We start from the raw sequence: 12,439 nt of genomic DNA on the forward strand, positions 1-12,439 counted from the left end.
CCCTGCTGAGGCAGGGGCCCGGTCTTCGTCTCCGTGTCCGTAACGGGGGCCGTTACGGCGTCCGTTACGTCGGGTCCAGCCCGTGGCTGCGCAGCCACGGCAGGGGGTCTATGGCGGAGCCGCCCGCGGGGTGGACCTCGAAGTGCAGGTGCGGGCCGGTCGAGTTGCCCGAGTTGCCCGAGTAGGCGATGGTGTCGCCGGCCTTGACGGTCGTACCGGAGGCGACCTTGTACGTGGAGAGGTGGCAGTACCAGGTCTCGGTGCCGTCCTTGGCGGTCACGATGACCATGTTGCCGTAGGCGCTGTTCCACTGGGTGCGCACGGTGCCGTCGGTCGCGGCCATCACCGGGGTGCCGTACGAGACCGGGAAGTCGATACCGGTGTGCAGGGACATCCAGTTGACGCCGGACTGCCCGTAGTACGCGCTGAGTCCGCGCTTGGCGACCGGCAGCGCGAACTTCGGCCGCAGTCGCTCCTTGCGGGCGGCCTCGGCCGCCGCCTTCTTCTGCTCCAGCTCCTGCTGCGCCTTGAGGTCGATGCGCTCCTGCGTCCGGCTCGCCCGGTCGGCGAAGTCGTCGGCCTCGGCGGACAGGCTCTCCAGCTGGGTGTCGAGCTGGTTGTTGGCGGTGGACGGCTTCACGGCGGTGACGTCGTCCGACTTGACCGACGCCGTTGTCTCCGTGTCGTCCGACGTGGCCCCGACCGAGGCCGCCGCGATCCCCGCGACACCCATGACGCAGGCCGACGGAACGGCCACGGTCAGCAGGGCGGAACGTTTGGCCGGAGCCTTTCGACGCGATCGCGAGGCCGCGCGGGTGGCCGCCCGGCCGGGGCCCGCGCTCCTGGCTGCCGTCGCGGTGACCTCTTCCTCGCCGTCGAGGAGCGCGGCGCGGTCCGCGCCGTCGATCTCGAACTCGCCGTCCGTGTCGAGGGGTTGGTCCTGGTCATACGGGGCGATCTGTTCGAAGGTCGCGGTCGCCTGCTGGGCGAATTCCACGGCCTCGGCCGAGAGGTCCACCACCACGGTCTGCGGATGGTCGTGGGCGTCGTGCGATTCCGCGGCGGAGCCGGCGTGCTCGTCGCCGACGGGGGTGCCGTCACTGTTCCACTGCGTGGCGTCGAACGCGCCCGTGTCGAAGTGCTGGGTGCCGACCCACTGCTGGGTCTGGTCGGACTGTCCCGACTGGCCCGTCTCGTCGGACCGTTCGGCCTGCTGCCAGCCGCTCGCGTCCCACTGCCCGCTCGTCTCGGGGCCCGCCGACTGCGTCGGGACGTGGGAGAGGTGTTCGTAACCGGCCGACCAGGACGTCGTGTCGTAACTGCCCGTGTCGTACGCGGCCTGGTGCTGGGCGGCGTACGGGTCGTAGTTCAGCGTCTGGTGGCTGCCCGTCGACCACTGCGAGGCGTCGTAGGAGCCGGTGCCGGTGTCATGGCCCGGCAGATCGCCGAAGAGGGGGTCGGCCGCGAACGTGCCGGTCGCGTGGGTGCCGGTGCCGGAGTCGAAACCAGTGGCGGAGTAATCGCCGTACGTGGTGAAGTCGCCGTAGGTGGCTTCCTGATGGCCGTACGACGCGTAGTGCGCCGGGTCGGCTTCGGAAGCCGGAGTCGGGGGTGTTGCGGTCCCCGACGGGTGACGATCGTTCACCAACTTCTCTTTCGCCTCGACGACAGGGGCTGGCAGAGCAGTGCGGTGACTGTACCCGGCGGTATGCGGGCGCGACAATCTTCAACGGGTTTCGCGCGCGCAGGAAACGGGCATTCGAGCGTCTTTCGGCGGTCTGTGGGCATGACTTTGGCTTTGCGTTCGAAGTTTGTTCGATAGTGGACTGCTGTGTGGGGGGTGTGGGACGCCCGTGCCGACAGGGCGGAGACGTTTCTCCGGGTGGTGGCGGGCCGGGGGTGGGGCGCGTTGTCGCCGTCGGGAGGGGTGTCGTGAGTCGGGCGCGTGGCGGGGGCGCATGGGCGTGCGCCACGTTTATCGCCTTACGTCCCCATTTCGCTGTCCTGTGACGAGCGTCACTGTGCTGTCGGCGGCGGTCGCCGGCTCATGCCACGGTCAGGCCGCCGGGGCGGGCGGTGGAGCGGGCGCCCGTCCGTGAGGTGTCCAGGGCCTGTCGTATCCCGGTGGCGACGGCGGGGTGCACGGGCAGGGCGAGATGGCCGATCCCGGTGACCCGGATGTTCTGCGCCATCAGGTCCGGGTGGTCGACACCGGCCGTCTCCAGCGGAACCATCACGTGGTCGAGGTCGCTCCAGAACGCCACGAAGTGCGTACGGCAGCCCGGCGCCGGCTCCCGCAGCTCCTCCAGCACCTTCGAACCCGGCCGCATCTGGCGGACGATCGGGTGCGCGTCCGCCAACGGCACGGCCCGGGTGCCGCCGTGCGGGGTGCCGAGCGTGACGAGCGTACGGACGCGGTGGTCACCGTCGAGCCGCTGCACGTAGTACCGCGCGATCAGTCCGCCGAGGCTGTGCCCGACGACGTCCACCTGCTCCTGGCCCGTGCGCTCGCAGATGTCCTCGATGTGCCGGCCGAGCAGCTCGGCGGCGGCGCGGATGTCCCAGGTGAGAGGTGAGTAGTTGAGCGACTCGATGTGCCGGCCGCCGTGCTGCGCGAGGGAGCGGCGCAGCAGGACGAAGACCGAGCGGTTGTCGATGAAGCCGTGCAGCAGGACGACCGGGGGCCTCTCCTCGGTCGGCAGTCGGGGCGCGTCGGGTGGGGGGAGCGTGGGGGTGACCCGGCGCTCCTGCGTCATCCCGGACGGATAGAGCAGCAGATGCCCGGCGAGGATCGCCAACTCCAGGGCGGTCGCCTTGAGAAGGGTCATGGAAAGGCCTGCCGGCCTGGTGGGCAGGAACCGCTCACAGAGCGGAAGAAGGGGCGCGAGCGCCCTGGTGACCTTCATGCCCGACCTCCCGTCGGCAGACGGGTGGACGCCTCTGTCCCCCGTGTGCCCTAGTGGCGAGCCGGGGGCGGGCGGCGGACGGCGGGTGCGATGCGACGTGACGCGGTGCGTGTGGCGTGCGTGACGTGCGGTGCGTGTGCGACGTGTGAGGCGCCGATCACGCGACGAGGGTCCGGCTCTCCCGACTCCCCGCTGCCCTGCCCTCTGCCGTCTGCCGGTGCCGATCCGTCCCGTCCCCGTGGCCTCCCGCGGGCGGTGGATCGGTGCGGCACCCTTCCGACGACTCTCCTTGCGCACGCTTCCCCGTGGCGCGCACGCCGCGCGGGCCTCTGGCGGGCGGCCCGGAAACGGTCCGGATGCCGCGATCACCTCCGTGATCACCTAGGTCCCCGCGACGCGTGAGCCGCGGAAACGGGAGCAGTGCGCGGCGAACGTGTCCCACCGTGTGATTTCCCCCTCGCTCTCCGCCGCGAAACGGCCGGTTGCGGGATGCTGGAGATAACGTTCGTTCACTTCCTCGGGGCGCGGTGTGGGTAGGTGTTCTATGGACCGGAAACCGTGATGTGCGCGGTTTGCGTGGCTCGCTCGACATACGCGGCCGTGTTCCGTTATGGGTTGGTGTAGTCGTTTCATGGAGGCAGTGATGGGTGTGGCAGCCGGTCCGATCCGCGTGGTGGTGGCCAAGCCGGGACTCGACGGCCATGATCGCGGGGCCAAGGTGATCGCGCGGGCGCTGCGCGACGCCGGTATGGAGGTCATCTACACCGGCCTCCACCAGACTCCCGAGCAGATCGTCGACACCGCGATCCAGGAGGACGCCGACGCGATCGGCCTCTCCATCCTCTCCGGCGCCCACAACACGCTCTTCGCCGCCGTCATCGAACTCCTCAAGGAGCGCGACGCCGAGGACATCCTCGTCTTCGGCGGCGGCATCATCCCCGAGGCGGACATCGCGCCGCTGAAGGACAAGGGTGTCGCCGAGATCTTCACGCCGGGGGCGACGACGGCGTCGATCGTGGACTGGGTGCGGGCGAACGTACGCCAGCCCGCGGGGGCGTAGGCCGCCGGCTGTTCGGCCGCGGGTGCGTGGGGGCTGGTCGCGCGGTTCCTCGCCGCCCCTGCCTTTTCATGGGCGCGGCGAACTGCGCGAGAAGCCCCACCCGCCCGCAGTCGCTGATCCGCCCGCAGTCGCTGACGCGCCCGCCGCCGCCGACTCGCCCGCGCCCCCAACCCTCAGGCGGCTTCAGGTGGTTTTAGCTCACCTCGCATCGTCGCCCGCAATCGCAAGGTCGTCGCGAGCCGCTGAAACGCCTCGGCCCAGTAGCCACCGGCCCCCGGCGCCGAGTTCTCCGCGTCCTCCGGCGTCGCGGTGAGCGGTTCGAGCCGCACGGCCTCCGCGGGATCCAGGCAGCGCTCGGCCAGCCCCATCACCCCGCTGAAGCTCCAGGGGTAACTCCCCGCGTCCCGGGCGATGTTGAGCGCGTCCACCACGGCCCGCCCCAGCGGCGGAGCCCACGGCACCGCACAGACCCCGAGCAGCTGGAACGCCTCCGACAAGCCGTGCGTGGCGATGAACCCCGCCACCCACTCGGCCCGCTCGCCGTCCTCCAGCGTCGCCAGCAGCTTCGCCCGCTCGGCCAGCGACACGGCCCCCGGCCCGCCGGCCTCCGGTGTGGAGGGCGCCCCCAGCAACGCCCGCGACCACCCGGGATCCCGCTGGCGCACCGCCGCCCGGCACCACGCCCCGTGCAGCTCGCCCTGCCAGTCGTCCGCGACCGGCAACGCCACGATCTCCTCCGGCGTACGCCCCGCGAACCGCCGCGACCACGCCCCGAGCGGCGCCGCCTCCACCAACTGGCCCAGCCACCACGACCGTTCGCCCCGACCGGCCGGAGCCTTGGCCACCACGCCGTCACGCTCCATGCCGGGGTCGCACTCGTGCGGGGCCTCGACCACGATCGTGGCCGCACCGGCTGCCGTGGACGTGCTGCCCGTGCGGTCGACGGCCACACACGCGGTCGCCCGCTTCGCCATCCGCCGGGCGAGTGCCGAGTCGGGCAGCGCGGACAGCAACTCCGCGGCCGTGGCACGCACGTTCCGGCTGCGGTCGGTCAACGCGGCCTCCAGGAAGGGTTCGTCCGCCGCCTCCAGTCCCGTGCGAAGCGTGTCGAGGAACATCAGCCGGTCCTCGGCGCGCTCCGTCGACCAGGTGGACGCCAGCAACTCGCGTGCCGAGGCGGCGTCCCGGGCCCGTATCGCCGTCAGCAGGGCGACGCGCTCGGCGAACAGGCCCTCCTGCCACAGCTGTTGGACCCGCTCGGGCTCGTCCGGCCCGGGGGGTGCCGAGCCCCCGCCGGGCGCCGCACGCAGCGCGAAACGCCAGTCGGTGTTCAGCCGGGCCAGCCACAGCGCCCGCGCCCCCGCGAAGGCCAGCACGGCGGGACGCAGATCCGTCCGGCCGCGCGCCGCGTCCAGCAGCGCGGGCAGGACCTCCGCAGGCGCCGCGTAACCGTACGCGTTGGCCAGTGCCAGCCACTGGGGCAGCAGTTCCATCAGATCGGGCGCCGCGCCTCGGCGGCCGCCACCGGTGCCGGGCCGGTCGGCCAGCAACGTCGTCAGGCGCCGCATCGCCGCGAGCGGCAGCGGTGGCCGCCGCTCCGGCGCCGCCGGCTCCGGCCGCGCCGCCGCCCGCACCGGCCGTATCCCCGCCCTGCGCCGCACGGTCTCCACGGCCGCCGCGTCCAGCAACGCCACGGGCGCCTCCCGGCCGGACACCGCCCAGGGCGGCGTACGACGATCCGTGCCGAGCAACGCGGTGGTGACCAGCTCTTCCCAGGAGGGCCCCGCCGAGGATTCCGAGATGCCGGTCATGAGGTTCCTTCCGTATGCCACGAACCGCTGCTCCCGCCGCTGCCTCCGCCTGCCCTCAGCACAGCGCCACCGCCTGCCCGATCGCCTCCCGCGCACCCTCCGGCTCCGCCGCCCATGCCGTCAGAGGGGTGAAGCCCTGGTGGCCGCACTCGCCGAAGACCGTGACGGGTGCACCGCCGGAGAGGGCGACGAGGCGCCACAGGCCGGGACGGGAGCGGGCGAAGGGGGTGAGGGGGAGGGCGAGGTCGCCGTCGGCGTCGGCCAGTTGCCAGGAGTCGCCGTCCGGGGCGGGTATGACGCGGGTGAGGGTGACCGGGTGGGAGTCGAGCCAGGGGTCGTCCCGCAGGGCCGCGCCGTAACGGGCCGCCGCTTCGGACGGAGTGGTCCCCGGCGGTCGTACCGCGGTGGGCTCGGGCGCGGTGAAGAGCTCGCCCAGGGCCGCTCGCAGCTGTCCCGTGCCCGGGTACGCCGAGACCTCCGCCTCGAAGGCCAGACCGACCGGGAGCGACAGCTCGGGGGCGCGGCCGGCGGCTCCGTAGGAGAGGAGCAGCGCGGTACGGCCCGACTCGACGCCGTGCAGCCAGACGCGGCGGGTGGTGAGGCGGGAGTCGGACGTGTCGTACTGGGCGAGGGTGAGCCAGCGGTCGCGGACCGGTGGGCCGTCCGGGGAGCCGGGCAGCCCGATCCGGGAGCGGACCGTCGCCGCGAGGCCCTCCGGGAGCCGGTCGCGGCGCAGCCAGCCCTGGTCGAGGAGATGGAGGAGAGCGCACTCCTCGAGGAGGCGGACGGGCCGACCGGGGCCCGAGCCCGGTATCGCGCCCAACTCCCGCACCCGGGCCGCCAGTCCGGGGGCCTGGGCGTCGACCATGCGGGCCGCCGTCTCCTCCCACAGCCCGTATCCCGCCTGTTCCGCGGCGGCCAGGCCGCCGCGGAACAGGTCGGTCAGGCGCTGTTCGAGCTCCGCCGCGCCCGCGGTGATCCGGTCGGCGCGCCGCTCCGCTCGGCGACGCGCCGCCTCGGGGTCAGCGGACGTGGCCCCAGATGCCGCGTCCGTCCTCGTCGTCCTCTCCGCTGCGCGCGTGCGGCGGCCTGCAAGCCACTGCTGCGCCCAGTCCGGCGCCTGCCCAGCCGGCACCGCGGCGTCGTCGCCCGCCCAGAGCAGGAGCAGCCCCAGCGCATGCTTGCATGGGAACTTCCTGCTCGGACAACTGCACTTGTAGGCGGGCCCGGTGGAGTCCGCCACGTCGATGATCGTCTGATACGGCTTGCTGCCACTTCCTTTGCACAGTCCCCACACCGTCCCCTCGTACGAACTGCCAGCACCCGACCACGGCCCGGCCGCGGCGAGTTTGCTTCCGGCTTTGCGCGACGCTGCGTCAGGTGCCAATGCCAGCACCTGCTCAGCCGTCCAGCGCACCCCCTGCTGAGTCATGTTCCGAAGGTAGATCCCACCACTGACAATTGGCTTGCGCGATCCAATTTCCGCAGGTCAGACTGGATTGTCAGTGGCGTGGTGCAGTGTGGTCACCAGATCAGAACCGGCCGAGCTGGAGGGGGACTCAGCCATGCCTGCGTCCATTGGAACGACCACCGTCGACCCGAGCCACAACCAGTCCGCGCCCGCGAACACGCACACGGGTGCGCGGGAGGACGCGCGTACGGGCGGCGAGGTCCTGCGGGCACACGCCGAGCACGCGTTCGCCGATGAACTGGCCCTGCTGGCCGCCCAGGACGACCGGCCCCGGCCGGCCCGCTGGAAGCTCTCTCCGTGGGCCGTCGCCACCTATCTGCTCGGCGGGACGCTGCCGGACGGCACGGTGATCACCCCGAAGTACGTCGGGCCGCGTCGCATCGTCGAGGTCGCCGTCACCACGCTCGCCACCGACCGCGCGCTGCTCCTGCTCGGCGTGCCCGGCACCGCCAAGACCTGGGTGTCCGAGCACCTGGCGGCGGCCGTCAGCGGCGACTCCACCCTGCTCGTGCAGGGCACCGCGGGCACACCGGAGGAGGCGATCCGCTACGGCTGGAACTACGCGCAGCTGCTCGCCCACGGTCCGAGCCGCGACGCCCTGGTGCCCAGCCCCGTCATGCGGGCCATGGCGGAGGGCATGACGGCCCGCGTCGAGGAGCTGACCCGCATCCCGGCCGACGTCCAGGACACGCTGATCACGATCCTGTCCGAGAAGACGCTGCCGATACCGGAGCTGGGGCAGGAGGTGCAGGCGGTCCGGGGCTTCAACCTCATCGCCACGGCCAACGACCGCGACCGCGGCGTCAACGACCTGTCGAGCGCCCTGCGCCGCCGCTTCAACACCGTGGTGCTGCCGCTGCCGGAGAGCGCCGACGCCGAGGTGGACATCGTCTCGCGCCGCGTCGACCAGATCGGCCGCTCCCTCGACCTGCCGGCCGTGCCCGACGGCGTCGACGAGATCCGCCGCGTCGTCACGGTCTTCCGCGAACTGCGCGACGGCGTCACGACGGACGGCCGTACGAAGCTGAAGTCGCCCAGCGGCACGCTCTCCACCGCCGAGGCGATCTCCGTCGTCACGGGCGGGCTCGCCCTCGCCGCCCACTTCGGCGACGGCGTCCTGCGCGCCTCCGACGTCGCCGCCGGCCTCCTCGGCGCCGTCGTCCGCGACCCCGCCGCCGACCGTGTCATCTGGCGGGAGTACCTCGAAGCCGTCGTCCGCGAGCGCCCCGGCTGGACGGACTTCTACCGCGCCTGCCGCGAGGTGAGCGCGTGACGGGGTGGCGGCAGGGAGCGCCGGAGACCGGCGGCGACGCCCTGGCCGACACGGTGGGCCGGGCGGCCGGAGAGGGGCCGTTGTTGTTGGGGGTGCGGCATCACGGGCCGGGGTCCGCGCGGGCGGTGCGGGCCGTGCTGGATGCGGCTCGGCCCCGGGTCGTGCTGATCGAGGGGCCACCGGAGGCGGACGCTCTCATCCCGCTCGCCGCCGACGAAACCATGCGGCCCCCGGTCGCGCTCCTCGCCCACGCGGTCGACGAGCCCGGCCGCTCCTCCTTCTGGCCCCTCGCCGAGTTCTCCCCGGAGTGGGTGGCCATCCGCTGGGCCCTGGCCCACGGGGTCCAGGCCCGCTTCATCGACCTGCCGGCCGCGCATTCGCTCGCCTGGGGGAGGGAGGAGGCTGCCGCCGCCGAGCCGGACGGGCCGACCTCGCAGCCGGAGGAGGCCACCGGGGAAGCGCCGCCGGACGAGGCCGCGGTCCCGGCCGAGCGCGCGGCGGAGGAGGCCGTCCGGGTCGATCCGCTCGCCGCGCTCGCCGAAGCCGCCGGGTATGACGACGCCGAGCGCTGGTGGGAGGACGTGGTCGAGCACAGGGGGACGGGCCGGGACGTCTTCGCTCCGTTCGCCGTGCTGGAGGAGGCCATGGGGGCGCTCCGGGAGGTGTACGGGACCGGCGGGCGTGACCGGGATCCGGTGCGCGAGGCGTACATGCGCTCGCAGATCCGGGCCGCGCAGAAGGAGTTCGGGGACGACGGCGTGGCCGTCGTGTGCGGGGCCTGGCATGTGCCCGCACTGCGGGAGAAGCGGACCGTGGTCGCCGACCGGGCGTTGCTGAAGGGGCTGCCCAAGGTCAAGGCCGACATGACCTGGGTGCCGTGGACCAACCGGAGACTGGCCCGGGCCGGCGGTTACGGCGCGGGCATCGACTCACCGGGCTGGTACGGGCATCTGTTCGGCGCGCCCGACCGCCCCGTGGAGCGGTGGCTGACCAAGGTGGCGGGGCTGCTGCGCGAGGAGGACCGGATCGTCTCCTCCGCGCATGTCATCGAGGCGGTACGGCTGGCCGAGACGCTCGCCGCGATGCGCGGGCGCCCGCTGCCGGGCCTGACCGAGACCACCGACGCCGTACGGGCGGTGATGTGCGACGGCTCGGACGTGCCGCTGTCGCTGGTGCGCGACCGACTGGTCGTCGGCGATGTGCTGGGAGAGGTACCCGAGTCGGCGCCGGCGGTGCCGCTGCAGCGGGACCTCACGAGGCTCCAGCGGCGGCTGCGGCTCAAGGCGGAGGCTCTGGAGCGGGAGTTGGAGCTCGACCTGCGGAAGGAGAACGACGCGGAGCGCAGCCGGCTGCTGCACCGGCTGCGGCTGCTCGGCGTCGAGTGGGGCGAGCCGACGACCTCGCGCGGCAGCACGGGCACCTTCCGGGAGGCCTGGCGGCTGCACTGGGAGCCGGAGCTGTCGGTGCGGGTCGCCGAGGCCGGGGTCTGGGGGACCACCGTGCTGTCGGCGACGACCGCCAAGGCCGAGGCCGACGCCGTCACGGCCCGTTCGCTCGCCGACATCACCGGCCTCGCCGAGCGCTGCCTCCTCGCCGGACTTCCCGACGCCCTGCCCGTGGTGATGAGGGTCCTCGCCGACCGAGCCGCCCTCGACACCGACGTCGGCCACCTCGCCCAGGCCCTCCCTGCCCTGGTCCGCTCCCTCCGCTACGGCGACGTCCGCGCCACCGACACCCGGGCGCTCGCGGAGGTCGCCGCGGGACTCGCGGAGCGCGTCTTCGTCGGGCTGCCGCCCGCGTGCGCCGCGCTCGACGCGGAGGCGGCACAGGAGATGCGCCGCCATGTGGACGCCGTGCACGGGGCGGTGGGGCTCCTCGGCGACACCGCCCCGGGGGAGCGGGCGCCACGGGACGGCGACATCCGGAGCCGGTGGCACTCGGTGCTCCACGTCCTCTCCGGGCGGGACACGGTGCCGGGTGTCATCCGGGGGCGGGCCGTACGACTCCTGCTGGACGACGGGGAGTTGGCGCAGGACGACGCGGCCCGGCTGATGGGGCTCGTGCTGTCGCCGGGGACGGCACCCGCCGACGCGGCGGCGTGGATCGAGGGGTTCGTCGGCGGCGGCTCGGGCGGCGGGATGCTGCTCGTCCACGACGAACGGCTCCTCGGCCTGGTGGACACCTGGCTGACCGGGGTGCCGGGGGACGCGTTCACGGACGTACTGCCGCTGCTGCGGCGGACGTTCTCGGCGTACGAAGCCGGAGTGCGCCGGACGCTCGGCGAGCTGGTGCGGCGCGGACCGGGGCAGCGGGGGAGCGCAACGGCCGGCGGGTCCGGCATACCGGGCTTCGCCGACGAGTTCGACAGCGACCGCGCGGACGCGGTGCTGCCGGTGGTGCGGCTGCTGCTCGGCCTGGACGGCGGCCGGGACAGCGCCGACGACAACGACCTTGTGGGGGTGGCGGGATGACGACCGACGGACAGAGCAGGCCGAGGCAGGCCGCCGAAGCGGTGGACGCCGGGGACGGGCACGGGCGCGGACAGCGGTTCCGGTCGGACACCGGTCGGACGACGACCGTGCCGGTGATGCCGCTCTGGGCCCGTCCTCGGACGGGGGCGCGCGGATGACGACCGGGGCGACGGGGACGACAGGGCCGGAGTCGGACGCGGCCGACGAGCGGTTGCGGCGCTGGCGGCTCGTGCTGGGCGGGGACTCGGCGGACGGGACCGGGTGCGCGCTCGGTGGGCGCGACGCGGCGATGGACCAGGCGTTGGCCGCGCTGTACGGGAAGGGGGACAAGTCGCGGGCGGCACAGGACCGTTCGGCGGGGCTCGGGGCGTCGGCGCCGTCCGTCGCCCGGTGGCTGGGGGACATCCGGACGTACTTCCCCTCCTCCGTCGTCCAGGTCATGCAGCGGGACGCCATCGACCGCCTCGGGCTGTCCGCACTGCTGCTGGAGCCGGAGATGTTGGAGGCGGTGGAGGCGGACGTCCACCTCGTCGGCACCCTCCTCTCCCTCAACAAGGCCATGCCGGAGACGACGAAGGAGACCGCGCGGGCCGTCGTACGGAAGGTCGTCGAGGACCTGGAGAAGCGGCTCGCGACCCGCACCCGGGCCACCCTCACCGGCGCCCTCGACCGCAGTGCCCGCGTCAACCGGCCGCGCCACCACGACATCGACTGGAACCGCACGATCGCGGCCAACCTCAAGAACTACCTGCCGGAGTACCGGACGGTGGTGCCCGAGCGGCTCATCGGGTACGGGCGGGCCTCGCAGTCGGTGAAGAAGGAGGTCGTCCTCTGCATCGACCAGTCGGGGTCGATGGCGGCGTCCGTCGTCTACGCGTCGGTGTTCGGGGCGGTCCTGGCGTCCATGCGGTCCATCAGCACCCGGCTCGTCGTCTTCGACACGGCGGTCGTCGACCTCACGGACCAGCTCGACGACCCGGTCGACGTCCTCTTCGGCACCCAGCTCGGCGGTGGCACGGACATCAACAGGGCACTCGCGTACTGCCAGTCGCAGATCACCCGGCCCGCGGACACGGTGGTCGTGCTGATCAGCGACCTCTACGAGGGCGGAATCCGCGACGAGATGCTGAAGCGGGTGGCGGCGATGAAGGCGTCGGGGGTGCAGTTCGTGACGCTGCTCGCGCTCTCCGACGAAGGAGCGCCGGCGTACGACCGCGACCACGCGGCGGCCCTCGCGGCCCTCGGCGCACCGGCGTTCGCCTGCACGCCCGACCTCTTCCCGGAGGTGATGGCGGCGGCGATCGAGAAGCGGCCGTTGCCGATACCTGACCGGGCGTGAAGGGGCTTACGGGAGCGGGGAGTTCGACCGCGCCGGGGTGCGCGGCTCGGGGCCGGTCGCGGGTGAACGGGGGCCGCGACCGCCGCGGCAGGAGGTGATCCGGACAAG

General features: G+C 73.2%; 8 protein-coding genes. 4 read left to right on the forward strand and 4 right to left on the reverse strand.

Going from position 1 to position 12,439, the window contains the following annotated elements; translation table 11 throughout:
* Window positions 1-64 precede the first annotated feature (64 nt).
* Complete coding sequence (locus tag OG202_RS30435) at window positions 65-1,645, reverse strand: M23 family metallopeptidase (RefSeq protein ID WP_327728126.1); 1,581 nt, start codon at window positions 1,643-1,645, stop codon at window positions 65-67.
* Between the two features lie 400 nt (window positions 1,646-2,045).
* Window positions 2,046-2,906: an esterase/lipase family protein gene (locus OG202_RS30440; protein WP_326578443.1), complete on the reverse strand. Its 861-nt coding sequence runs from the start codon at window positions 2,904-2,906 to the stop codon at window positions 2,046-2,048.
* 643 nt (window positions 2,907-3,549) lie between these two features.
* Between OG202_RS30440 and OG202_RS30445 the strand changes: the two genes are divergently transcribed.
* Window positions 3,550-3,966 (forward strand): cobalamin B12-binding domain-containing protein, encoded by a 417-nt coding sequence (locus OG202_RS30445; RefSeq protein WP_326585658.1) that lies wholly within the window; start codon window positions 3,550-3,552, stop codon window positions 3,964-3,966.
* 173 nt (window positions 3,967-4,139) lie between these two features.
* Here OG202_RS30445 and OG202_RS30450 read toward each other — a convergent pair whose 3' ends face one another.
* Together OG202_RS30450 and OG202_RS30455 are read right to left on the reverse strand one after the other, a co-directional pair.
* Window positions 4,140-5,777 (reverse strand): DUF5691 domain-containing protein, encoded by a 1,638-nt coding sequence (locus OG202_RS30450; RefSeq protein ID WP_327728125.1) that lies wholly within the window; start codon window positions 5,775-5,777, stop codon window positions 4,140-4,142.
* 55 nt (window positions 5,778-5,832) lie between these two features.
* Complete coding sequence (locus tag OG202_RS30455; RefSeq protein WP_327728124.1) at window positions 5,833-7,209, reverse strand: SWIM zinc finger family protein; 1,377 nt, start codon at window positions 7,207-7,209, stop codon at window positions 5,833-5,835.
* Window positions 7,210-7,342: 133 nt separating this feature from the next.
* On the opposite strand from OG202_RS30455, the gene OG202_RS30460 reads away from it, so the two are divergent.
* The 3 genes from OG202_RS30460 (at window position 7,343) to OG202_RS30470 (ending at window position 12,331) form a co-directional block, all read left to right on the forward strand.
* Window positions 7,343-8,521 (forward strand): ATP-binding protein, encoded by a 1,179-nt coding sequence (locus tag OG202_RS30460; RefSeq protein WP_327728123.1) that lies wholly within the window; start codon window positions 7,343-7,345, stop codon window positions 8,519-8,521.
* 41 nt (window positions 8,522-8,562) lie between these two features.
* The gene (locus OG202_RS30465; protein ID WP_443052361.1) at window positions 8,563-10,992 is read left to right on the forward strand and encodes a DUF5682 family protein; all 2,430 of its coding nucleotides are present in this window, start codon (window positions 8,563-8,565) and stop codon (window positions 10,990-10,992) included.
* Between the two features lie 154 nt (window positions 10,993-11,146).
* Window positions 11,147-12,331, forward strand: a complete 1,185-nt coding sequence (locus tag OG202_RS30470) for a VWA domain-containing protein (RefSeq protein ID WP_327728122.1) — start codon at window positions 11,147-11,149, stop codon at window positions 12,329-12,331.
* Window positions 12,332-12,439: the final 108 nt, after the last annotated feature.

This window comes from Streptomyces sp. NBC_00310, assembly GCF_036208085.1.
GTDB lineage: Bacteria > Actinomycetota > Actinomycetes > Streptomycetales > Streptomycetaceae > Streptomyces.

Bases quoted from the DNA above. Each gene is read 5' to 3' on its own strand.
- OG202_RS30450 (WP_327728125.1), bottom strand. From the start codon at position 5,777: ATGACCGGCATCTCGGAATCCTCGGCGGGGCCCTCCTGGGAAGAGCTG.
- OG202_RS30445 (WP_326585658.1), top strand. From the start codon at position 3,550: ATGGGTGTGGCAGCCGGTCCGATCCGCGTGGTGGTGGCCAAGCCGGGA.
- OG202_RS30470 (WP_327728122.1), top strand. From the start codon at position 11,147: ATGACGACCGGGGCGACGGGGACGACAGGGCCGGAGTCGGACGCGGCC.
- OG202_RS30455 (WP_327728124.1), bottom strand. From the start codon at position 7,209: ATGACTCAGCAGGGGGTGCGCTGGACGGCTGAGCAGGTGCTGGCATTG.
- OG202_RS30440 (WP_326578443.1), bottom strand. From the start codon at position 2,906: ATGAAGGTCACCAGGGCGCTCGCGCCCCTTCTTCCGCTCTGTGAGCGG.
- OG202_RS30460 (WP_327728123.1), top strand. From the start codon at position 7,343: ATGCCTGCGTCCATTGGAACGACCACCGTCGACCCGAGCCACAACCAG.